This is a genomic window from Kribbella antibiotica, from assembly GCF_004349055.1.
Classification (GTDB): domain Bacteria; phylum Actinomycetota; class Actinomycetes; order Propionibacteriales; family Kribbellaceae; genus Kribbella; species Kribbella antibiotica.
On the sequence record NZ_SMKX01000070.1, the window covers coordinates 18,612 to 39,931 of the forward strand.

At 67.0% G+C, this 21,320-nt stretch carries 21 protein-coding genes; 17 read left to right on the forward strand and 4 right to left on the reverse strand.

Annotation, left to right across the window (positions count from 1 at the left end; all coding sequences use genetic code 11):
• Position 1 precedes the first annotated feature (1 nt).
• Both E1263_RS22900 and E1263_RS22905 read right to left on the reverse strand, forming a co-directional pair.
• Positions 2 to 1,219, reverse strand: coding sequence for a cytochrome P450 (locus E1263_RS22900; RefSeq protein WP_132170667.1), 1,218 nt, complete (start codon positions 1,217 to 1,219; stop codon positions 2 to 4).
• A gap of 3 nt (positions 1,220 to 1,222) precedes the next feature.
• Positions 1,223 to 2,509 (reverse strand): SGNH/GDSL hydrolase family protein, encoded by a 1,287-nt coding sequence (locus E1263_RS22905; protein WP_132170669.1) that lies wholly within the window; start codon positions 2,507 to 2,509, stop codon positions 1,223 to 1,225.
• Between the two features lie 292 nt (positions 2,510 to 2,801).
• Here E1263_RS22905 and E1263_RS22910 point away from each other — a divergent pair, with 292 nt between their 5' ends.
• Genes E1263_RS22910 through E1263_RS22920 form a run of 3 tightly spaced genes read left to right on the forward strand, consistent with a single transcriptional unit; the run spans position 2,802 to position 6,204 of the window.
• Positions 2,802 to 4,331 (forward strand): class I adenylate-forming enzyme family protein, encoded by a 1,530-nt coding sequence (locus tag E1263_RS22910; protein ID WP_238161427.1) that lies wholly within the window; start codon positions 2,802 to 2,804, stop codon positions 4,329 to 4,331.
• A complete protein-coding gene (locus tag E1263_RS22915) occupies positions 4,328 to 5,545 on the forward strand; it encodes an MFS transporter (protein WP_132170671.1) in 1,218 nt (405 codons plus the stop codon). The genes E1263_RS22910 and E1263_RS22915 overlap by 4 nt, the downstream gene beginning before the upstream one ends.
• Positions 5,542 to 6,204: an SGNH/GDSL hydrolase family protein gene (locus E1263_RS22920; RefSeq protein ID WP_132170673.1), complete on the forward strand. Its 663-nt coding sequence runs from the start codon at positions 5,542 to 5,544 to the stop codon at positions 6,202 to 6,204. The genes E1263_RS22915 and E1263_RS22920 overlap by 4 nt, the downstream gene beginning before the upstream one ends.
• Before the next feature lie 123 nt (positions 6,205 to 6,327).
• Here the strand turns inward: E1263_RS22920 and coaA are convergent, their stop codons facing one another.
• Complete coding sequence (coaA, locus tag E1263_RS22925; protein ID WP_132170675.1) at positions 6,328 to 7,278, reverse strand: type I pantothenate kinase; 951 nt, start codon at positions 7,276 to 7,278, stop codon at positions 6,328 to 6,330.
• 158 nt (positions 7,279 to 7,436) lie between these two features.
• Here coaA and E1263_RS22930 point away from each other — a divergent pair, with 158 nt between their 5' ends.
• The 4 genes from E1263_RS22930 to E1263_RS22945 all read left to right on the forward strand — a co-directional run bounded on the left by E1263_RS22930 (position 7,437) and on the right by E1263_RS22945 (position 11,762).
• Positions 7,437 to 8,864, forward strand: coding sequence for an ATP-binding protein (locus E1263_RS22930; RefSeq protein ID WP_132170677.1), 1,428 nt, complete (start codon positions 7,437 to 7,439; stop codon positions 8,862 to 8,864).
• A gap of 38 nt (positions 8,865 to 8,902) precedes the next feature.
• Positions 8,903 to 9,919, forward strand: a complete 1,017-nt coding sequence (locus E1263_RS22935; protein WP_132170679.1) for a LacI family DNA-binding transcriptional regulator — start codon at positions 8,903 to 8,905, stop codon at positions 9,917 to 9,919.
• A gap of 92 nt (positions 9,920 to 10,011) precedes the next feature.
• Entirely contained in the window at positions 10,012 to 10,362 is a 351-nt protein-coding gene (locus E1263_RS22940; RefSeq protein ID WP_132170681.1) for a holo-ACP synthase, read from the forward strand.
• Positions 10,363 to 10,364: 2 nt separating this feature from the next.
• Positions 10,365 to 11,762: an NAD(P)H-hydrate dehydratase gene (locus E1263_RS22945; protein ID WP_132170684.1), complete on the forward strand. Its 1,398-nt coding sequence runs from the start codon at positions 10,365 to 10,367 to the stop codon at positions 11,760 to 11,762.
• 2 nt (positions 11,763 to 11,764) lie between these two features.
• On the opposite strand, the gene E1263_RS22950 is transcribed toward E1263_RS22945, so the two are convergent.
• A complete protein-coding gene (locus E1263_RS22950; RefSeq protein ID WP_238161428.1) occupies positions 11,765 to 12,538 on the reverse strand; it encodes an META domain-containing protein in 774 nt (257 codons plus the stop codon).
• A gap of 271 nt (positions 12,539 to 12,809) precedes the next feature.
• Here E1263_RS22950 and E1263_RS22955 point away from each other — a divergent pair, with 271 nt between their 5' ends.
• From E1263_RS22955 to E1263_RS23000, 10 genes are all read left to right on the forward strand, one after another.
• A complete protein-coding gene (locus E1263_RS22955) occupies positions 12,810 to 14,024 on the forward strand; it encodes a GH12 family glycosyl hydrolase domain-containing protein (RefSeq protein ID WP_132170686.1) in 1,215 nt (404 codons plus the stop codon).
• A 58-nt stretch (positions 14,025 to 14,082) separates the two neighbouring features.
• Positions 14,083 to 14,724: an HAD family hydrolase gene (locus E1263_RS22960; RefSeq protein WP_238161429.1), complete on the forward strand. Its 642-nt coding sequence runs from the start codon at positions 14,083 to 14,085 to the stop codon at positions 14,722 to 14,724.
• 15 nt (positions 14,725 to 14,739) lie between these two features.
• Positions 14,740 to 15,933 carry an alanine racemase gene (alr, locus tag E1263_RS22965; protein ID WP_132170688.1) on the forward strand — a complete coding sequence of 398 codons (1,194 nt, stop codon included), beginning with the start codon at positions 14,740 to 14,742 and terminating at the stop codon, positions 15,931 to 15,933.
• Between the two features lie 3 nt (positions 15,934 to 15,936).
• A complete protein-coding gene (locus E1263_RS22970) occupies positions 15,937 to 17,046 on the forward strand; it encodes an alpha/beta fold hydrolase (RefSeq protein WP_132170690.1) in 1,110 nt (369 codons plus the stop codon).
• 7 nt (positions 17,047 to 17,053) lie between these two features.
• Entirely contained in the window at positions 17,054 to 17,995 is a 942-nt protein-coding gene (tsaE, locus tag E1263_RS22975) for a tRNA (adenosine(37)-N6)-threonylcarbamoyltransferase complex ATPase subunit type 1 TsaE (protein ID WP_132170692.1), read from the forward strand.
• 1 nt (position 17,996) lies between these two features.
• The gene (tsaB, locus tag E1263_RS22980; protein WP_132170694.1) at positions 17,997 to 18,665 is read left to right on the forward strand and encodes a tRNA (adenosine(37)-N6)-threonylcarbamoyltransferase complex dimerization subunit type 1 TsaB; all 669 of its coding nucleotides are present in this window, start codon (positions 17,997 to 17,999) and stop codon (positions 18,663 to 18,665) included.
• Positions 18,662 to 19,111, forward strand: a complete 450-nt coding sequence (locus tag E1263_RS22985; RefSeq protein ID WP_132170696.1) for a GNAT family N-acetyltransferase — start codon at positions 18,662 to 18,664, stop codon at positions 19,109 to 19,111. The genes tsaB and E1263_RS22985 overlap by 4 nt, the downstream gene beginning before the upstream one ends.
• Positions 19,108 to 20,163 carry a tRNA (adenosine(37)-N6)-threonylcarbamoyltransferase complex transferase subunit TsaD gene (gene tsaD, locus E1263_RS22990; protein ID WP_132170698.1) on the forward strand — a complete coding sequence of 352 codons (1,056 nt, stop codon included), beginning with the start codon at positions 19,108 to 19,110 and terminating at the stop codon, positions 20,161 to 20,163. The genes E1263_RS22985 and tsaD overlap by 4 nt, the downstream gene beginning before the upstream one ends.
• Positions 20,160 to 20,606, forward strand: coding sequence for a GNAT family N-acetyltransferase (locus E1263_RS22995; protein WP_132170700.1), 447 nt, complete (start codon positions 20,160 to 20,162; stop codon positions 20,604 to 20,606). Before tsaD ends, E1263_RS22995 begins: the two co-directional genes overlap by 4 nt.
• The coding region (locus E1263_RS23000; RefSeq protein WP_238161430.1) for an alpha/beta hydrolase at positions 20,606 to 21,320 on the forward strand (715 nt) is incomplete at its 3' end. The genes E1263_RS22995 and E1263_RS23000, both read left to right, overlap by 1 nt.

The following is a 21,320-nucleotide window of genomic DNA, read 5'->3' on the forward strand; positions in this document are numbered from 1 at the left end:
CTCACCCCAATCGGATCGGCATGGACCGATGTCCACGCAACAGCAAACTATGGCTACGTTCCGGAGGTCCGGCCAGCTGCATTTTCGGGAACCGCCCGAAGAGCTGCCCGAACGCCGCGCGGCCCTCCATCCGGGCCAAGGCCGCGCCCACGCAGAAGAACGGGCCCGCGCCGAACGACAGATGCTGCAGGTCGTCACGGCCCGGATCGAACGTGCCGGCGTCCGGATGCTTGGCCGGGTCGCGGTTCGCGGCTCCGGGCAGGATCAGCACCCAGCTGCCTTCGGGGATGGTCTGGCCGGCCAGTTCGAGATCGGTCGACGCCTTCCGGCTGATCAGCTGAACAGAACTCTGGTGGCGCAGGATCTCTTCGACAGAGTTCGCCGCCAGCTCCGGGTCGTTGCGGATGGCATCGACCAGGTGCGGTTCGGCGAGCAGTAGCTCGAGACCGTTGGTGAGCAGATTCATGGTGGTGACGAAACTGGCGTTGACCAGCACGAGCAGGTTGTCGATCAACTCCTGCTCGTCGATTCCCGACGTACCGGAGTCCAGTGCGTGGACCAGTGAGCCGACGAGGTCGTCGCGCGGCCGCAACCGGCGCTCGGCGATCATCTGGGCGTAGTAGTCGTTGAGCTCATCGGCCGACTGGTTCGCAGCGGCCAGTTTCGCCGGGGACTTACCGCCGAGATCGAGGTAGTCGTCGATCCGCTGGGTGCGGTCCTTGAACCAGCCGACATCCGAGCGCGGGATGCCGAGGAACGTGGCGATCACCGTGATCGGCAGCCGGTAGGCGAAGTCGGTGAACTCGACCACCTGCCGGTTGGCGCCGGCCTTGGCCATGTCCTCCAGCAGTTCGCTGGTCAGCGCCTCGACGACCGGTTCGAAACCGGTCAGGCGGCGCGGGGTCAGGACGGCCTGGAAGACCTTGCGCATCCGCAGATGATCCGGTTCGTTCCGGAACATCATGGATCCGCCGAGCCTGCGCAGTACGGCGTCCTGGGGGTCCGGGTCCGCCGTCAGCAGACGATGGAACCGGGGGTCCTTGAGGGCTTCCTGGGCGGCGTCGTACCCGTTGATGACGAAGGAGTACGGCGAGCTGCCGGGGGTGAGCCGGCAGACCGGGCCGATCCGATGCAGCTCCGCGAAGAGTGGCATCGGATCACGGCGGGCTTGTTCGGAGCCGAGGGCGGCGACGATTTCGTTCGCGCTCCGAGTAGGCATGCCTTACTGCACCAACTTCAGCGGTACGGACGCTGCCATGGCCTGGTAGCCGGCGTCGTTCGGGTGGATGTGGTCACCGGAGTCGTAGAGCGCGTTCAGCTTGCTCGGTGCGGCCGGGTCGCGCAGCACCTTGTCGAAGTCGAGGACACCGTCGAACTCACGGCTGGTCCGCAGATAGCTGTTCACGGCCTGACGCGTGGACTCCTTGGCCGGCGTCCAGCTGTCGGTGCCACCGAGGCCTTCGAACGGCGTGATCGTGCTGACAATGCTGGTCAGACCGCGCTCCTTGACCTGGGTGTTGATCTGCCGCAGTCCGTTGATGATCTCGGTCGCGGAGTCGTCGGACATCCAGATGTCGTTGACGCCCAGCTCGGTGATGACCGTGTGCACACCGGTCTGCGGGAAGACGTCCTCGTTCAGGCGGGCCAGGGCGTTCACGCCGACCTCGTTGAAGCCGGGGAATGCGCCGTTGTCGGACGGCTCGGTGCCGTCGTGGTTGAGCCGGCTACCGGCCAGACCTGCATTCAGTACGCCGGGGAAGGCCTTCCGACCGGCGTTGGCGGCCAGCCGCTCGGCGAGCTGGTCAGGCCAGCGATTGTTGCCGTTGAAGGTGCTGGCCGTGCCGTCGGTGATCGAGTCACCGAGTACGACGATCGAGCCCGCCGACTTGTCGGTCTGGACGTCGACACCGGACAGGAAGAAGAAGCAGCACCTCCGCGTCAGCGTGTACGCCGCTCCACCGGCCTGGGTGACCAGGTTCGTCGGGCCGACGAAGTTCTCCTGCAGCGACGAGCCGTGGAACGTCGTCGGGCCGGTGTTCTCCGGGAAGTACAGGCTGACGACGAGGTCGTCCAGGTTGCCGAGCTTGAAGTTCAGCGGGTCGCTGAGCAGCTCACTGCCCTTGACCATGGTCGCCGTACCGGCGCCGTTGAACGTCAGCGTGCGCAGGGTGCTCGGGTCGATGTCGGACAGCTCCGGCGTCGCCTTGTTGGGCTTGGCAACAGTTGCCGCCCCCACCGTGACGGTCTTCTCGCCGTAGATGTTCGAGAGCCGGATCCGGATCTTGTCGCCACCGACGGTCGGACGAACCACGAGCCGGACGCTCTGGTCGGTCAGGCCGTTGTTGGTCGACCCGGTCGCGTTGCCGTGGGTGACCGCGGTGGCCCACGAGCCGACCCAGGAGTTCGCGTGGTGCCCACCCCCGCCGTAACTCGCGCCGGCCAGGGTCGACCCGGCCAGAGTCAGTGCGGCAGTCAGTGCGACCGCGCGCCATTGCTTCGGAACATGCATGGACGAACCTCCCGGCGGAATGGAATCGGTCGGAACGTAATACCAATTCTTCGGGCCGGTCAATGCATCGGCAAATGCTTGTTTCGAATGGTTCGGACGGCGGTTAGTGAGGGCTTCGTACCCGGTGTTCGCAGGGGTATACCTTCGCCCGGGAGGCCTGGTGATCGGGTGGCTGCAGAGAGCGACGAAACCTTGTGCTGCAGGCCGTTTTCTGCTCTGGTCAGCCGCTGAGGCGTCCAGTAGAGTCGCGGCACGGCTGGGGGTGGCCGTTTCTGAGGGGAACGATACTTAAATGCCGCCTGAATTGGTCATGCCCGGAATTGGCAGCAATTACGTGCACCGGGTGCTGGAGTTGTTCGCCGTATTCTCCGAGCGGCCCGCGCTGGTGCGCGGGCCCCGGCGGGCGACGTACGGCGAGCTGTCCGCGGACGTGCTGCGGATCGCCGCCGCGGTGCGCGATGCCGGGATCCGCCCCGGCGGCAAGGTGCTGGTGATGGCGGCGAACTGCTTCGACGCCCCGGCACTGCAACTCGCTCTGCATCTGCACGGTTGCCGCGTGTTGTGGTGCGCGCCGATCACGTCTCGCCGCGAGATCGATCGGTTCGCTGCGCTCGCGGACGCTGATGCGTTCGTGTACGACTCCGAGGCGGAGCTCGGGCCGGAGTTGGCGAGCGCGCTCGCGCCGATGCCGTCGTACGGGTTGGGTGATTTGGTGGGGCGTCCTGCAGCTGCGCCGTATGTGATCGGGGAGGTGCCGGCGCCGGATTCGGTGTTGCAGACGAGTGGGACGACGGGGGATCCGAAGCTCGTTCACCACACTTCGGCGTTCTATGAGCAGATCCTCGAGTTGGCGGCGGCCTTTGTGGGGAACGGGTTTCCGCTGCTGCGGCACTACTCGGGGTCGCCGTTGTGGCTGGCGAGTGGGCAGATCACCAGCTTCTTCAATCTGTTCACCGGCGGGGTGCTGTTCCTGACCGACACCTGGTCGCCGGTCGAGTTCTACGAGACGGTGTCGACCGAGCGGATCACGTCGACGTACGTGACGCCGCCGATGCTCTATGAGCTGCTGGATTATCCGGGCGGCCCGGACTTTGACTGCAGCAGCCTGTTCATGTTGAACGTTGGTGCGGGGCCGGCAACACCGGCGCGGTTGCGGCAGGGGATCTCGCGGTTCGGGCCCGTGTTGCGGATCGTCTACGGGCTCAGTGAGGCCGTGGTGGTGACGGCGCAGCCGGGACTGACCGAAGATCCGGCACATCCGGAGCGGCTCGCGTCCGCGGGGATGGCGTACGGGGATGTCGAGCTGGAGATTCGGGACGACGACGGGAAGGTGCTTGAGCCGGGGCAGGATGGCGAGGTGTGGGTGCGCAGCAAGCTCACCTTTGCCGGGTATCTCGGGAAACCGGAGCTGACCGCGGAGACATTGGTCGACGGCTGGCTGCGGACTCGGGACCTCGGTCATCTGGATGCGGACGGGTATCTGTTCCTGGTCGACCGGGTGCACGACATGATCGTCACGACTCGGCGGAACTGGGCGATCTTCTGCCGGCCGATCGAGGACGCGCTCGGTGATCATCCCGCCGTCCGGACGGCGGCGGTGATCGGCGTACCGGATCCGGTGGTGGGGGAGGCCGTGCATGCCTTTGTCGTCACACGATCGTCAGTGTCTGTTGAGGAATTGCGCTCGTGGGTGACGGAACAGCTGAACGAGATGTGGGCTCCGGCGGCGATCGACTTTGTGGATGAGTTGCCACTGACAAAGATCGCCAAGGTCGACAAGGTTGCCCTGCGCAAGCTCTATGCAGAACTGCACCTGTCATGACCGCGAAGCGTGGTCTGGTGGTGTTGTTCATCGCGGACGTGTTGTCCGCGGTGGGCAGCCGAATCACGATGGTCGCGATCCCGTGGCTGGTCCTCGTGACGACCGGTAGCGCGGCGCGGATGGGCCTGGTGGCCGCCGTCGAGCTGGTGCCGTACATCGTGGTGAGCATCATGGCCGGGCCGGTGATCGATCGGCTGGGCCCCCGTCGTACGGCGATCTTGGCGAACCTGACGAGCGCCATCGCGGTGGCTGCCATCGCCGGTACGGCGACGATCGGATTCGCCGTACTGCTGGTGCTGGTGGCACTCGCTGGTGGGCTGCGCGGTGCTGCGGATCGGTCGAAGGATCTGTTGTTCCGGCCGATGGCGGAGGCGGCCGAGGTCAAGCTGATCCGGGTCACGTCGTTGCACGAGACGTGCGCCCGGGGCGCGACACTGCTCGGTGCGCCGCTGGGCGGACTGCTGATCTACTGGACGGATGCATCGTCGGTGCTGTGGATCGACGCTGTCACGTTCCTCGTGTGTGGGTTGCTGATTGCGGGGTTCGTGCGGCCGCCGGAGGTGGTGTCGGCTGCGAGTCCGGACAAGTATTTCCGGTCGCTCGCGGTCGGGTTTTCTTATGTGCGCCGGGATGCGTTGCTGGCGACGATGTTGATCACCACGTTCACGGTGAACATCTTCGCGAGCGCCAGTACGGCGGTCTTCATCCCGGTCTGGGTAGCGGATGAGCTCGGATCGCCGGCCGGTCTTGGCCTGACGCTCGGGGCCTTTGCCGGGGGAGCGCTGCTCGGGAGTATCGCGTTCACGGTGTGGGCGACCAAGCTGCCGCGTTACCTGACGTTTGCCCTGGGCGCCTTTATCGGTGGCAGCCCGCGGTTGCTGGTGCTGGGGCTGAGCGACAACCTGGTGCTGGTGGCTGTGATCACGTTCCTGTCCGGGATCGGGATCGCGGCGATCAACCCGGTCTTCGGCGCGGTCCTGTACGAGCATGTGCCGAAGGAACTGCAGGCACGAGTGATCGGGCTGGTCGCGGCGACGTCGTTCGCGGGTTTGCCGCTCGGCGCATTGCTTGCTGGGGAGCTGGTCAGCGGGATGGGGCTGTTCCCGGCGTTGATCACCTCGGGGATCGTCTGTCTGATCGTCAGTGTCTATCCACTCCTGCGCCGAGGACCGGGCCGGATCCTCGATGCGCCGACACCCGCGGAGGCTGTGTGAACGAGACCACCGACCCGTACTGCCTCGCCTTCGGCGAAAGCGAGGAGCTGCTGGCGGGACACCCTTGGCGGCGATTCGTCGTACTGGGTGACAGTGTTGCTGAGGGATTGTGCGAGCCGGTCGAGGGGTACAGCGACCTGCAGTGGGCGGATCGGATCGCGCATGAGCTCGGGCCTATCGCGTATCTCAACCTTGGGGTGAGCGGGCTGCGGACGCGAGAAATCCTTGCCACACAACTGGAACCAGCGGTTGCCTTCGGCCCCGATCTGGCGCTGGTGGTTGGCGGTGGCAACGATGCGTTTCCGGCAACGTACGACGCGGATCGGGTCGACCGTGAGCTGACCACGATGATCACCACGCTGCAGGATGCCGGGGCCGAGGTGATGACGCTCGGGATGTTCGACGTCTCCTACAGTCCCGCGATCATGGACTGGCTCCGCCCGGGCCTCCGGCAACGAATGCGGCTGTTGTCGGACCGCACAGCCGCCCTGGCGGACAAGCTCGGCACGATCCACGTGAACCTCACCGACCACCCCCTGTCGACCGACCCCGGCCTCTACAGCTCCGACGGCCGCCACGGCAACGCCCGCAGCGACGCCGTAGCCACCGCCGAAACGTTGCGCACCCTAGGCCGCCACCTCCGCGCCGACCGCAGCTGACCCGCCGCCGCCCCGAGCCCCATTTCGTGGGTGGGCCCACGAGATTGTGGGTGGGCCCACTGCATGCGGCTAGCCCTCCCACAACGAGACGGGTCAGCCCACCAAATGGGTTAGGCGGGGCGGTCAGAGTTTACGGAGGCGGACCCAGCGGACGGCGTGGTCCTGGCCTTTGCGGAGGACCAGGGTGGCGCGGGAGCGGGTCGGGAGGATGTTCTCGCGCAGGTTCGGGCCGTTGATTCCGTCCCAGAGGGACTCGGCCTTGTTGACCGCTTCGGTGTGGCTGAGTTCGCCGTACCGGACGAAGTAGGACTCCGGGTTACGGAAGGCCGTCTCCCAGAGCTTGAGGAACCGGTGCACGTACCAGGAGCGGATGTCGGCGGCGGCAGCATCGACGTACACGGAGAAGTCGAAGAAGTCGCTGACCGCGAGACCGCTCTTGCCGTCGGCATGGCGGGGAGCGGGCTGCAGGACGTTGAGACCCTCGAGCAGCAGGATGTCGGGCTGCTCGACCGTGGTCCGGACGCCCTGCATGCGGTCGTAGTGCAGGTGGGAGTAGACCGGCGCCTCGACCGAATCCATCCCCGACTTCACCTCGACGACGAACCGCAGCAGCGACTTGCGGTCGTACGACTCCGGGAAGCCCTTGCGCTGCATCAGTCCGCGCTTCTCGAGCTCGTCGTTCGGCCAGAGGAACCCGTCCGTGGTGACCAGCGCGACGCGAGGGTGCTCAGGCCAGCGCGCCAGCAACTCGCGCAGCAACCGGGCCGTCGTCGACTTGCCGACAGCAACCGATCCGCCGATCCCGATCACGAACGGCGTCCGCGTCGCGGCCGGCTTGCCCAGGAAGCTCTCGGTGTCCTCGTGCAGCGCTCGCGCATGCCGCACGTACAGCGACAGGATCCGGGACAGCGGGAGGTAGACCTCCCGAACCTCGTCCAGGTCGATCTCGTCGCCAAGACCCCGGAGCCGCTCGATCTCCTCGGCGGTCAGTGGCGACTCAGTGCTCTCCGCCAGCTTGGCCCAAGCAGCCCGGTCCAGCTCGGTGTAGGGAGTCACCTCCCGCGACGGCAGCATGGCCCCATTCTTCCCACACCCGCCGCGTACGCGACACCACACCGGCGTGGGCTTCGTCTCAACCTCCGTATCCACGCGGCCGAACTTAAAGTATGATTCGATCTAAGTAAGATTCAATCTTAGTTAGAATCACTCTGATGAGTGGACGAGGTGTCTTGATGAGGTTCTCGGGTCGGGCGGCAGATCTGGACCTGCTTGAACGGCAGCTTCAAGCAGTGACCGACGGTTCGGGTGCGACTCGAGGGCGTGCGGTGATCATCACCGGGAGACGCCGGGTGGGGAAGTCTCGCTTGGCGCAGGAGTTCTGTGATCGAGCGGGCCGGCCGTACGTGGTGTTCCAGGCCACGCGCGGACGCCAGCCTGCCGCGGAACGCGCCGACTTCGGCGAAGCTCTCGCGGGGCTGCCCGGAGCCGAAGCGGTGTCCGGACTGCAGTCTGCCGACTGGAATCAGGCGCTGCGATCGCTGGCGCTTGCCTTACCGGACGATGTGCCGAGCGTCGTGGTTCTCGATGAGGTGCCGTGGCTGGTGGAGCAGGATGGAGAGTTCGAAGGCGCGCTGCAAACGATCTGGGACCGTTTCCTGTCCGCCAAGCCGGTTCTGTTGCTCTTGGTGGGCAGCGATTTATCGGTGATGGAGGCATTGCAGTCGTACGGGCGGCCGTTCTTCGGGCGGGCCGCCACGATGGCGGTGCGGCCGCTGCACCTGGCCGATGTGCAGGCGATGACCGGACTGACTGCGGTCGATTCGATCGATGCCTACCTGATGACCGGCGGTTTTCCCGAGATCGTCCAGTCCTGGCAGCAGGGAATGTCTCGGCAGGACTTTCTGCGTGATGCTGCCGCGAATCCGCTCGCGCCGCTGCTGGTCGCCGGTGAACTGTCGATGCTCGGGGAGTTTCCGCAGGCCTCACAGTCGCGTGCGGTCCTCGAGGCTGTGGGGGCCGGCGAGCGAACCTTTTCGGCGATCGCTGCCCAGGCGGGGGGATCGGGTGGCCTGAGTTCCGGGACGCTCGCGCCGATCCTGAACACTCTGCAGGTCAAGCAAGTGGTCGCTGCCGACCTCCCGTTGTCGGTGCGGCCGGACACCAAGAACAAGCGGTATCGAGTCGCCGATCCGTACCTTCGCTTCTGGCTGGCCTTCCTGCAGCGCGGGATTCCGCTGATCGAACGCGGCCGGGGCGATCTGGCGCTCAGCCGGATCGAGCGGTCGTGGGCCAGCTGGCGAGGGCGTGCGGTCGAGCCGATCGTTCGGGAGTCGCTGGAGAGGTTGCTGCCCGACGACCGCTGGCCCGATGCTGCGGCGCTCGGCGGCTGGTGGAATCGGCAGAACAATCCTGAGATCGATCTGATCGGTGCCGATCGTGAGTCCCCGGCGCACGCTGTGCAGTTCGTGGGGTCGATCAAGTGGCTGGACTCGCAGGCATTCGGGGCCCGCGAATACCAAACGCTGGCCAGGGATCTGAGCGCCGTACCGGGTGCTTCTGCGGAGACGCCGTTGGTTGCGGTGTCCAGGTGTGGGGTGGAAGACGGCTTGCCGCTTGCTGCCAGCTGGGGGCCGGAAGATCTGGTGCGCGCCTGGCAGTGATTCGAAACTTTCGGGGTTGCGGCCGATAGGCTAGCTCCATGGCGCAGCGGGTGACGATTGCGGAGATCGCGGGGATGGCCGGGGTTTCGGTTCCGACGGTGTCGAAGGTGCTGAACGGCCGCACTGATGTGGCCGAGGGGACTCGGGCCCGGGTCGAGCAGTTGATCCAGGAACATGGGTATCGCCGACGCACAGCCGGTACGACGAACAGTCCGATGATCGACCTGGTGTTCAGCCAGTTCGGGGGCGAGTGGGCTATTCAGCTGATTGCCGGGGTCGAGGAGGTGGCTCGCTCCGAAGGGGTTCAGTTGGTGCTGTCGGAGTGCGGGGGTGAGTGGCGGCCGCGGCAGGAGTGGATCGAGTCGGTGCTGAACCGGCGACCGCTCGGGGCGATCTTGGTGTTCTCGGATCTCGATGCGGATCAGCGGGCGCAGCTGGAGGCTCGGCGGATCCCGTTCGTGGTGGTTGACCCGGTGGGGGACGTGGCGGACGACGTACCGGCGATCGGTTCGGCGAACTGGAACGGCGGGCGGATGGCGACCCAGCACCTGACGGCGCTGGGGCATCGGCGGATCGCGGTGATCGGCGGGCCAGTGGAGGTGCTGTGTTCTCGGCAGCGGGTGGACGGCTACACGGACGCACTGCGGTCGGCCGGGATCGAGGTTGATCCTTCGTTGATTCGGGTGGGGGATTTTGGGGTTTCCGGTGGACACCGCGAGGGGCTGGCGCTCCTGCGGTTGCCGGAGCGGCCGACCGCGATCTTCGCGGGGAGCGACATGCAGGCGCTCGGCGTCTACCAGGCCGCGCGTGAGCTCGGGCTGGAAATCCCCCGCGATCTGTCGGTGGTCGGCTACGACGACCTGCCCGTCGCCCAATGGGTCGGGCCGACCCTGACCACCGTCCACCAGCCCCTGCGCCGGATGGCTGAGTTGGCGACCCGCCTGGTCCTCGACCTGGCCCGCGGCATCACCCCCGCCGCCCTCCGCCTCGACCTGGCCGTCGACATGCGAGTCCGCGACTCAACCGCACCGCCCCCACTGTCCAACCTGTCGTAGGGCGGTTGCGGACCGTCGCGCTGAGCGTGGGCCGAGCGGGCGGGGCGAGGTTGGTGAGTGTGGGCGGTCCGCCCCGGGCTAGTCTGGCGAGCATGATCGTCGGCGTGGGGATTGATGTGGTCGACGTCGAGCGTTTTATGAAGACGCTGGAGCGGACGCCGGGGCTGCGGGACCGGGTGTTCACGCCGCTGGAGGCGGTGAAACGGCCGGCTTCGCTGGCGGCGCGGTTTGCGGCCAAGGAGGCGTTGGCGAAGGCGTTGGGGGCGCCGGCTGGGATGCATTGGCACGATGCCGAGGTGCAGACCGATGAGACCGGGCGGCCGTGGCTGGAGATCACCGGGACGGTGGCTGCGCAGGCGGCCCGGCTCGGGGTGCAGAGCATGCATCTGTCGCTGAGCCACGATGCCGGGATCGCTTCCGCCGTGGTCGTCCTGGAGGGCTGAACATGCGTCGCGCGCACACCGTCGAGCAGGTCCGGGCCGCCGAGGCCGACCTGATGGCTCAGTTGCCTGACGGCACCCTGATGCAGCGCGCGGCCAACGGCCTCGCTGTTGCCATCAGCAACTTCCTTGGCGGCACGTACGGCGCCCGCGTCGTGCTCCTGATTGGGTCCGGCGACAACGGCGGTGACGCCCTGTACGCCGGTGCTCGCCTGGCCCGGCGCGGTGCCCAGGTGATCGCCGTCCTGCTCTCGGACCACGCCCATAAAGAAGGTCTGACCGCCCTCCAGACCGCGGGTGGTCGTGTCGGCGCACCCGACGACATCCCGACCGCCGATGTGGTCGTCGACGGCATCGTCGGAATCGGCGGCCGTCCCGGTCTCCGCCCCGAAGCCCTGGCCGCGGTGACTCTCGCGGCCGACCACCACATCCCGATCGTCGCCGTCGACATCCCGTCCGGCGTTGACGTGGACAGCGGTGAGACCCCGGAAACGCATGTCCACGCGGCTCTCACAGTCACCTTCGGCACCCACAAGATCTGCCACCTCGTCGACCCCGCAGCCTCCGCTTGCGGCCCGGTCCACCTGGTCGACATCGGCCTTGAGCTTCCGGAGGCGCCAGTCCAGTCGCTGCAATCGCACGACGTACGGGCGCTTTATCCGATCCCCGATACGCACTCCGACAAGTACTCGCGCGGGGTGCTCGGCCTGATCGCCGGCTCCACGCAATACCCAGGCGCCGCCGTGATCGCCACCACCGGCGCCCTCGCCGGCCCACTCGGAATGCTCCGGTACGTCGGCCCTGACGCGGTCGCGAACGCTGTCCTCGCAGTGCACCCTGAGGTCGTCGTCGGGGAAGGCCGAGTGCAGGCCTGGGCGGTCGGATCCGGCCTGAGCTCAGAGGCGCTAGACCGCGATCTGTTCGACCGGGTAACCCAGCAACAGGACGTCCCAGTCGTAGTAGACGCAGGTGGCATCGCCGCTCTTAACCCAGCCCACACTGGCTACGTGGTGGTCACCCCGCATGCCGGTGAGCTGAGTACCTTGATCGACGTGCCGCGCGAAGAGATCGAGGCCCGGCGACTGCACTATGCGCGATATGTGGCCGAGGACCGGCAATTCGTCGTACTGCTGAAGGGTGCGACCACAGTGGTGGCCGCACCGGACGGGTCGGCGTACGTGAACCCGATCGCCACGCCATGGCTGGCGACTGCGGGTTCCGGCGATGTGCTGGCTGGGCTCTTGGGTTCGCTGCTGGCAGGCGGCGTACCGGAGTTCGAAGCAGCTGCTGTCGCCGCCTACCTGCACGCGGCAGCTGGGCAACTCGCGGCAACCGATGGACCGGTCACCGCGATGAAGGTCGCTGCCGCACTCCCCGAGGTCACCCGCCAGCTCCTGGCCTGAGGTCAGCGGGCAGCGATGAAGGTCAGGCCTTTGTTGTCGGCTTTGAGAGTCAGGTCTGAGGAGTTGATCTCGTAGGTCATCTTGCCTTTGAGGCCGTTGACCAGGGCCTTCTCCATGGCGCCTTCGGCTTCGGCGCAAGCGCGCCGGGTGGTGGCGAGTTCGCCGAAGGTGATGGTGTTGGCGGCTCGGGCGATGCGGCCGTTCAGTTCGTTGCAGCCGGTGAAGCCGGTGACTCGGTCGCCGTTGAAAGTGATCCAGGCCTTGTCGGCGCCGTCCTGATGGCTGACGGAGTCGAAGTCGATGACGCCGTTCAGGGTCCACTTGGTGCCGTCGATGGCGGCGTCCGGTTGGACGACATCGCTGTCGGTCAAAACGATCGTCGTCTTGTCCGCGGTGACAGTGAGGGTGTCGCCGGACAGCTTCCAGGTGGGTTTCTTCTGGAGGAATTCGCTCAGCCAGGTGTCCTGCTGCTGGCGGCCGTCCGGGCAGCCCATGTCGGTCATGGCTGCCGGTTCCTTCAGGGTGATCTTGCCGCCGCTGGTCGAGACCGGGGCCTGCATGGAGTTGCAGCCGGCGTCGGCGTTCAGACGGCCGTCGTCGATGAAGTCCAGCTTCACCCGGGTGTTGCCGGCCAGCTGCTTCGGCTTGCCGTCCTCGGTGATGGAGGTCGACAGGTACGTGTTGCCGGACAGCGATCCACCGCCGGCTTGGGTCTCGTTCCCGCACGCGGCGAGAGTGAGCAGCAAACCGGCTCCGGCGAGGGCAATCATCCGCATGGTCACACCCTAGGGACGCAGAAGGTGACGGCCGCGTTGCAGCGTGTTCCATCGTGAAGGACGCGTAAAGTCGAGGAAAACCTCGCGGTAGGGGTAGCGGATCAGATCACGGTTCGATAACGTGCGGCGCGCTGACAGACCAAGGCCGGCCCTCGCTGACAAGTACGGCGCCGGTCCCACTGGGGATCCAACCGCATCAAGGTAGGGCCGCGCTGTCAGTGCTGGGGCAAAGACGGCGGCGGCCCGTCGAACAGACGAAGGATCACTGAGCATGCCCCCCATCCGAACTGCCCGACGCCGCGTGGTTGTCCCGGCGGTCTTCTTGGCTGTAGGTGCGCTCGTCGCAGCGCCGTTCGCCGTCCAGGCGGCCAAGCAGAACCCCGTCTCCGCGAGTACGGCGAGCGCCGCGGACAGCACGGCCATCACCCTCCCGAGCGTCGGCCGCGTCGAGAGTTGTGTCCTCGACAAGCGCTCCGGCTGCACCGTCCTGCACGGTTTCGGCAAGAAGCCGGTCGCGATCACCGCGATCGCCTCCGGGCCTGTGCAGCTGTCGATCGACCCGGGAAAGACCACCGACAAGAGCTATCGGCTGCACGCTGTGCGGCGCGACGGGAAGAACTATCGCCAGGGGACGAAGCTGCGCTACACCGCGCACTACGACTTCGTCGCCGCGCCCGCGCAGCCGCCCACGCCGAAGCCGACTCCCATGCCCACCAAGCCGCCGACCGCCACGCCGAAGCCGACGGTGACCCCGAAGCCCACGATCACGCCGCCGACCAAGCCGCCGACCACCAAGCCCCCGACAGCGCCGCCGACCAGCAACCCGGGCCAGACCTGCACCAAGCCGGGCTGGACCACCACGGCCAAGGGCAACCAGGGTGAGGGCCGGACGTACGGCCAGTACTACGTCCACAACAACATGTGGAACAACCACAACGGCACGTACACGATGGCGGTCTGCAACTACAACAGCTGGTACGAGGACGTCACCCAGTCCAGGCCGGGCGACAACGGCGTACAGGCGTACCCGAACGTCCACAAGGACTACAACGACTTCCCGCTGGCCAAGATCCAGTCCGCGAAGTTCGCCGCCACCGCGCCGAGCTGTTCCGGCTGCATCTACAACGTCGCTTTCGACGTCTGGATCAACGAGGGCTTCGAGAACGAGCTGATGATCTGGACCCAGAACTCGGGCCAGACCCCGGCCGGCGACAAGCTCGGTACGACGACGATCGGCGGTCACGCCTATGAGGTGTGGAAGACCGACGGCGCCAACAAGCCCGGCGGCATCTTCACCTACAAGTCGGTCACCACCCAGACCTCCGGCACGATGCCGCTGCAGGCCTTCTTCAAGGACCTCGAGGCTCGCAAGTGGATCCCGGCCAAGTCCACCACCTGGCAGGTCGACTACGGCGTCGAGGTCGTCTCCACCAACAACACCAAGCAGCGCTTCACCTTCAATGCCTTTGAAATTCAAGAAAGCTAGTTCGATCCAGGAGAGCTGGAGGGCGTAGCCCTCGGACCGGTTGCGTAGGGTTCCTTGCGTGACCGGTCTGGTGATTTTCGACAACGACGGCGTACTGGTGGACTCCGAGCGGCTGGCCAACACGATCTTGGCGGAGCTGCTCACCGAGGCCGGGTTGCCGTACACGTTCGACGAAGCAGTGCGCGACTTCATGGGCGGCAGCATGAAGTCGATGCGCGAGAAGACCGAGGCGCAGCTCGGCCGGCCGTTGCCGGCCGACCTCGAGGACCGCTATCACCAGCGGCTGTTCGACGGATTCGCCCACCTGCAAGCCATCGAGGGGGTCGAGGGTGTGCTCGACGACCTGGAAGCAGCCGGTACGCCGTACTGTCTCGCCTCGTCGGGGACTCATCGGCGGATCCGGACGGCGCTGACCGCGGTCGGTTTCCTGGCCCGGTTCGAGGGCAGAATCTTCAGTGCCGAGGATGTCGCGCACGGCAAACCCGCGCCCGATCTTTTCCTGCACGCGGCCGCCACCCTGGGCGTGCAACCGGCTGACTGCGTCGTGGTCGAGGACAGCCCACTCGGCGTCGCCGCGGCCAACGCGGCCGGGATGACGGTCTTCGGCTACGCGGGGATGACGGACCCGGCGAAGCTCGCCGATGCACGTCAAGTTTTTCACAAGATGACATCCCTCACCGGATTGATCGTCGCGGCCTGACACACTGGAAGAGCTATGGCTACTCCCCAGTCACCTCTCAGCTACCCGCCACGTGAGCGCCCGACGCGCGCCGAGGCGATCGTTGACCTGGCTGCGATCCGGCACAACGTGGCAACGCTGCGTGACCGTGCCGAGGGTGCGCAGCTGATGACCGTGGTGAAGGCCGACGGCTACGGGCACGGGATCGTGCCGGTTGCCGCGGCCGCCCGGCAAGCCGGTGCGGACTGGATCGGTGCGGCCGTTCTCGAAGAGGCGCTCGCTCTGCGTGACGCTGGAGACACCGGGCCGATCTTCTGCTGGCTGACCACGCCCGGTGAGCCGCTGACCGAGGCGATCGACTCCGGGATCGACCTGTCGGCTGGTGCGCCGTGGGAGATCGAGGAGCTCGCCGCGGCAGTCGTCGACCGGCCGGCCCGGGTGCACCTCAAGATCGACACGGGCATGAGCCGCGGCGGCGCCGTACCGGAGGAGTGGCCGGCGCTGATTCGCGTTGCGCTGCGGGAGCAGGCGGCCGGCCGGATCGAGATCAAGGGCATCTGGTCGCACCTCGCGCAGTCGGACGAGCCGAAGAGCGCGATCAACGAGGCGCAGCTCGCGACGTTCATCGAGGCGATCGCGGTGGCCGAGTCGTTCGGGGTGGAGGCCGAGTTCAAGCACCTGGCCAACTCGGGCGCCACGCTGGAGCTCCCCGAGACGCACTTCAACCTCGTGCGGCCGGGCATAGCGACGTACGGGCTCTCGCCGTTCGGGCATGCGTTGAGCGCTGCCGAGCTGGGGTTGCGGCCGGCGATGACGCTGAAGGCGCGGCTCGCGATGGTGAAGCGGGTGCCTGCCGGCGTGGGTGTTTCGTACGGGCTGACGTGGACCGCGCCGCGACCGTCGACGCTCGGGCTGATCCCGCTCGGGTACGGCGACGGTCTGCCGCGGCACGCTTCGAATGGCGCGCCGGTTCAGTCGGCCGGTGGGCGCCGCAGCGTTGTCGGCCGGATCTGCATGGATCAGTGCGTGGTGAACCTCGAGGACGACGATGTCGTCGCGGGGGATGAGATCGTGCTGTTTGGCCCGGGTACGGCGGGGGAACCGACCGTCGACGACTGGGCCGATGCGGCCCGGACGATCAACTACGAGATCGTGACGCGGCTCGGGCCGCGGATTCCGCGCCGGTATATCGATACCTCCCCAGCCGATACCGTCCCGGTCGAGGAGTAGGCGATGTCGAAGGCAGGACGGACCGCAGGACTCATTGGAGCCGCGGTCGGGGTGCTGGCCGCCGGTGCGGCCGCCGGGGTTGCGGTCGAGCGCACGGTCATCGGACGCCGGTCCGGTCAGCGTGCGCAGTTGGAAGCGGAGCCGTTCGGGTCCCTGCGCGGGACCCCGCACGTCTTCACCGCGGACGACGGCGTCGAGCTGTACGTCGAGGTCGACGAGCTGAAGCGGTCTCGCCGACCGGTGCCACCCAAGAAGCGGTTCGCCCGCAAGCTGCCGTTGCCGCCTGAGGATCTGACCGTGATCTTCCTGCACGGCTACGGGCTGAACATGGACTCCTGGCACTTCGAGCGCCGCGATCTGGCCGGCATCGGGACGATGGTCTTCTACGACCAGCGGTCGCACGGGCGATCCGGGCGGTCGGCGAAGGAGAACATCAGCATCGACCAGCTCGGTCAGGATCTCTACGGGATCTTTGAGAAGTTCGCGCCTTCAGGCCCGGTCATTTTGATCGGGCACTCGATGGGCGGGATGTCGATCATGGCGCTCGCCGATCAGCACCCGGAGCTGTTCGGCGACCGGATCATCGGCGTCGGGCTGTGCTCGACGAGCGCCGGGCATCTGGACGAGGTGCCGATCATCCTGCCGGGGCTGCCTGGGCGATGGTTGCGGCAGCTCGCGTTGCCGACGGTGTCCGCCTTGGCGCGGGTCCCGGATGCGGTCGAGCGTGGGCGCAAGGCGGGGACGGATATCAGCTACCTGCTGACGCGTCGGTACTCGTTCGGCTCCGAGGTGCCGCCGGCGTTCACCGAGTTCGTGAACGAGATGATCGCGGCGACGCCGATCTCGGTGATTGCGGACTTCTACCCGATCTTCGCGCTGCACGAGAAGTACGACTCGCTCGAGCCGTTGCAGAAGGTCGAGTGTGTGGTGATCGGCGGTGACAAGGACGCGCTGACACCGTTCGAGCACGCCGAAGAGATCGTCCGGCGGGTGCCGGGGGCGGAGCTCGTCGAGGTGAAGAACTGTGGTCACCTCGGCCTGATCGAGCACCACCGTGAGTTCACCGCGGCACTCCTTGGGATGATCGAGCGAGCCGAACAATCCTTGGGATGATGTGAGCATGACCGATCTGCATGTCGTTGACGCGACAGCTGAGCACGTGGACGAGATCGTCACCGTGATTCACCACGCCTTCTCCTCGCGCCGGGTCCTCGATCCGCCGTCGACGGCGTTGAGCGAGAACGCGACCACGGTGGCGGAGGCGATCGCGCAGTACGGCGGTCTGCTCGTCCGCGTGGACGGGAAGCCCGCGGGTGCGGTGCTGTTCGAGGTGTCGGGCGACGTGCTCGTGCTGCGCCGGGTCTCGGTCGACCCGCGGCATCAGGGGCATGGGGTCGCGTCCGCGATGGTCGGGTGCGCCGAGGCAGTCGCCGTACGGCGGGGTCTGGCGCGGGTGCGGTTGATCGCGCGCGTGGAGTTGCCGGACACCGTGGAGTTCTGGCGGCGCCGTGGGTATTCGGTCGTCGAGCAGATCGAGCACAACCTGATCTACGCGAAGGCGATGCCGGTCGAGCGGACTGTGCCGACAGCCGAGGAGATGCGGGCGATCGCCGAGGAGCTGGCTGGGCAGTTGCGGGCCGGCGACGTACTGGTGTTGTCGGGTGATCTTGGCGCCGGGAAGACGACATTCACCCAGGGGTTGGGTGCTGGGTTGAAGGTGCGCGGTGACATCACGTCGCCGACCTTCGTGATCTCGCGCGTGCATCCGTCGTTGAGTGGCGGGCCGGCGTTGGTGCACGTGGACGCTTATCGGCTGGGCGCCAGTGCATATGGGTCTAGGGCCGAGCTGGACGACCTTGACCTGGATGCTTCGCTCGAAGAAGCGGTGACCGTGGTTGAGTGGGGCCATGGGCTGGCCGAAGCGCTCGCCCCGGACCGGCTCGACATCGTGGTGACCCGCGGCGACGACGACACCGATGAAACCCGCGAGCTCCGCATCACGCCGGTTGGACCGCGCTGGGCGGCGTCCGGCGTACGGGTTTCTGTACTGGAGAACAACTGACATGCTGCTCGCCTTCGACACCTCAAGCGCCGCCGTCACGGTCGCCCTGGCCGACTCGGTCACCGGCGAGATCATCGCCTCCTCGACCACCGTCGACGCCCTCCGCCACGGGGAGCTCCTGGCGCCTGCCATCGCCGCCGCCTTCGCCGCCGCGGATTGCACCGCCCGCGATCTGACGCGGATCGCCGTCGGGGTGGGTCCTGGGCCTTTCACTGGTTTGCGGGTCGGGTTGGTCACGGCTCGCACGATGGCCGACGTATTGGGGATTGAGGTGGCTGGCGTCTGTAGCCTCGACATCCTCGCGCGCCAGTCGTCGTTGACCTTGCCGGTCGCCGTCGCGACGGATGCTCGGCGCAAAGAGATCTACTGGGCCCTGTACGACGGCCCGGCGGCGGATGGCAGTCGTCGGCGCCTCGAAGGTCCCGCCGTGGACAAGCCCGATGCGGTCGCCCACGTGCTGGCGGGCCTCCCGATCATCGGCCGCGGCGCGATCCTGTACGGCGAAACGTTGGGCGTTGCCGCTGACGACGTGGTGGAGTACCCCTCGGCCGAGGTGCTGGCGTTGGGCGTGGCCACCGGAACACTGGAGATTGTTGCCCCGGACCCGCTTTATCTGCGGCGGCCTGATGTGACGATGTCGGGTGGGCCCAAGAGCGTGTTGACCAAGTGAGACCGGCTATTCGTCCTGCGGTTGCTGACGATCTGGCGGCGGTCGCTGGCCTGGACGAGGTGTGTTTCGGGCCGGAGGCTTGGAGTTCGGCTGCTTGGGGCGGTGAGTTCGAGCGGGTGTCGGACGACCGGGTGATCCTGGTGGCGGATGAAGGTGCCGTGGCTGGGTACCTCGTGCTGCTGGTGCCGCCGGTCGAGGTCGACGTGGTGGAGTTGTTGCGGATTGCGGTGGCCCCGGCTGAGCGTCGTACTGGGGTTGGTGGGCAGTTGATGACGGCCGCGCTCAAGCGGTGTGCCGGGCGGACGGTGTTGCTGGAAGTTGCTGCGGGCAACGAGTCGGCGATCGGTCTGTACGGCGGGTTCGGGTTCGAAGAGATCAGCCGGCGGCGTGGGTACTACGCCGGCGGTGAAGATGCAGTGATCATGCGGTGGCGGGAGTCGTTGTGAGCAAAGAAGAACCCTTGATCCTCGGGATCGAGACGTCGTGTGACGAGACCGGTGTCGGCATCGTGCGCGGGCAGACATTGCTCGCCGATGCGATCGCGTCCAGTGTCGAGGAACACGCCCGCTTCGGCGGCGTCGTGCCTGAGGTTGCCAGTCGCGCGCACCTCGAAGCGATGGTCCCGACGATCCGACGCGCCTGCGAGACCGCCGGAATCAAGCCGACCGACGTCGACGCGATCGCCGTCACCAGCGGCCCCGGCCTGGCCGGGGCACTCCTCGTGGGCGTCGCTGCTGCGAAGGGTCTCGCGCTGTCGCTCGACAAACCCTTGTACGGCGTCAATCACCTCGCGGCGCACGTTGCCGTCGACACGCTTGAGCACGGCGACCTGCCGAAGGGCGCCATCGCGCTGCTGGTGTCCGGTGGGCACTCGTCGCTGCTCGCGGTCGAGGACATCACCGAGGGCGTGGTGCCGATGGGTAGCACCATCGACGACGCTGCGGGCGAGGCGTTCGACAAGGTCGCGCGCGTGCTCGGCCTGCCGTTCCCTGGTGGGCCGTACATCGACAAGGCGGCGCGCGACGGCGGTGATCGGCTGTACGTGAAGTTCCCGCGCGGCTTGACCTCACAGCGCGATCTTGAGCGGCACCGGTTCGATTTCTCCTTCTCTGGTTTGAAAACCGCGGTCGCGCGCTGGGTCGAGTCGAAGCGCCGCGACGGCGAGGACGTTCCGGTCAACCACGTCGCTGCGGCCTTTCAGGAGGCGGTTTGCGATGTGCTGGTGCGCAAGGCGATCGACGCTTGCAAGGACCGCGGGTACGAGCATCTGCTGATTGGCGGTGGGGTTGCGGCCAACTCCCGGCTGCGGCAGATGGCGGAAGAACGGTGCACGGCGGCTGGGATCGCCGTACGGGTTCCGCGTCCTGGGCTGTGTACCGACAACGGTGCGATGGTCGCGGCGCTCGGGTCCGAGTTGGTGCGCGCGGGTAAGACGCCGTCGCCGCTGGGTCTCCCGGCCGATTCGTCGATGCCGATCACGGAGGTACTGAACAAGTGAAGTGGTTGCATCCGGAAGGTTTCGAGGCCGACGACGACACCGCGCGGATCGATATCGACGCGGTCCACGGCTTCCTCCGTACGGCGTACTGGTCGCCTAATGTCCCGCGGGATGTCGTCGAGCGGTCGATCGCGGGTTCGCTGAACGTCGCGGTGTATGCGCCGACCGGCGAGCTGGTGGCGTTCGCCCGGGCGGCGACCGATCGAGCGACGTACGCGTGGATCGCGGATGTGTTCGTGCTGCCAGAGCATCGCGGGCACGGGCTCGGCAAGTTCGTGATGTCGTCCCTGCTCGGCCATCCGGATATGCAGGGTTTGCGGCGGCTGATGCTGGCGACGAAGGATGCACACGAGCTCTACCGGCAGTACGGGTTCACCGAGCTTCCTGACCTGACCACGATGATGGTCATCCGTCACGACCCCACCACGCTGTACGCCGAGTGATGCAGCCCGGGGTCGACCTGCTCCGGAATCCACCAGGGGCAACGGATCTGGTGCTCCTCGCGCACGGCGGCTACGAGCACTCCCACAAGAACCCCCACTTGTGGCGAGGCCCCATCCTGCGCATGTGGCCCTTCGCCGCAGCTCTCCGTACGGCGGTCCCGTCAGCTGCCGTCGGTCTCGTCCGCTACCGCTATCGCGGCTGGAACGATGTCGGCGACCCGGTCATCGACCTCCGCACAGTGCTGGACGAACTGCCGGTGTCGATCAAGCGTGTCGTCCTGATCGGGCACTCGATGGGCGGCCGCGCAGTCGTTGCCGTCGGCGATCACCCGCGCGTCGCCGGCGTCCTCGGCCTAGCCCCTTGGCTCCCGCGGGACGAGCCGCTGATTGCCCTGCGCTCCCCGGTGATGTTTGCCCACGGCAACGATGATCGTGTGACCTCGCCCCAGGAGACCCGCGCCTACGCCAACCGCCTCCGCGCGGAAGGCACCCCAGTCGCCATGGTCTTCCTAGCCGGCGAAAGCCACCCCATGCTCCGCCGCCCCGAAGACTGGAACACGCTCGTCGCCACCTTCGCCCAGACCGCACTCGACGGCGCAGGCAGCCCCACTGACGAGGATGTCGTCTGGCCAGACGACCAGCCAAAGGGCTCACCCTTGGCCGCCGTCCTCCGCCTAGCCCGCACCCGCCTCACCACCCCAGTCCGCAAACGCC

Excerpts from the sequence above, each read along its gene's own strand:
- tsaB (WP_132170694.1), top strand. The coding sequence starts at position 17,997 with ATGCTGCTCGCCTTCGACACCTCAAGCGCCGCCGTCACGGTCGCCCTG.
- E1263_RS22950 (WP_238161428.1), bottom strand. The coding sequence starts at position 12,538 with ATGCGGATGATTGCCCTCGCCGGAGCCGGTTTGCTGCTCACTCTCGCC.
- E1263_RS22955 (WP_132170686.1), top strand. The coding sequence starts at position 12,810 with ATGCCCCCCATCCGAACTGCCCGACGCCGCGTGGTTGTCCCGGCGGTC.
- E1263_RS22970 (WP_132170690.1), top strand. The coding sequence starts at position 15,937 with ATGTCGAAGGCAGGACGGACCGCAGGACTCATTGGAGCCGCGGTCGGG.
- E1263_RS22930 (WP_132170677.1), top strand. The coding sequence starts at position 7,437 with ATGAGGTTCTCGGGTCGGGCGGCAGATCTGGACCTGCTTGAACGGCAG.
- E1263_RS22910 (WP_238161427.1), top strand. The coding sequence starts at position 2,802 with ATGCCGCCTGAATTGGTCATGCCCGGAATTGGCAGCAATTACGTGCAC.
- alr (WP_132170688.1), top strand. The coding sequence starts at position 14,740 with ATGGCTACTCCCCAGTCACCTCTCAGCTACCCGCCACGTGAGCGCCCG.
- coaA (WP_132170675.1), bottom strand. The coding sequence starts at position 7,278 with ATGCTGCCGTCGCGGGAGGTGACTCCCTACACCGAGCTGGACCGGGCT.
- E1263_RS22905 (WP_132170669.1), bottom strand. The coding sequence starts at position 2,509 with ATGCATGTTCCGAAGCAATGGCGCGCGGTCGCACTGACTGCCGCACTG.
- E1263_RS22935 (WP_132170679.1), top strand. The coding sequence starts at position 8,903 with ATGGCGCAGCGGGTGACGATTGCGGAGATCGCGGGGATGGCCGGGGTT.
- E1263_RS22945 (WP_132170684.1), top strand. The coding sequence starts at position 10,365 with ATGCGTCGCGCGCACACCGTCGAGCAGGTCCGGGCCGCCGAGGCCGAC.
- tsaE (WP_132170692.1), top strand. The coding sequence starts at position 17,054 with ATGACCGATCTGCATGTCGTTGACGCGACAGCTGAGCACGTGGACGAG.
- E1263_RS22900 (WP_132170667.1), bottom strand. The coding sequence starts at position 1,219 with ATGCCTACTCGGAGCGCGAACGAAATCGTCGCCGCCCTCGGCTCCGAA.
- E1263_RS22915 (WP_132170671.1), top strand. The coding sequence starts at position 4,328 with ATGACCGCGAAGCGTGGTCTGGTGGTGTTGTTCATCGCGGACGTGTTG.
- E1263_RS22940 (WP_132170681.1), top strand. The coding sequence starts at position 10,012 with ATGATCGTCGGCGTGGGGATTGATGTGGTCGACGTCGAGCGTTTTATG.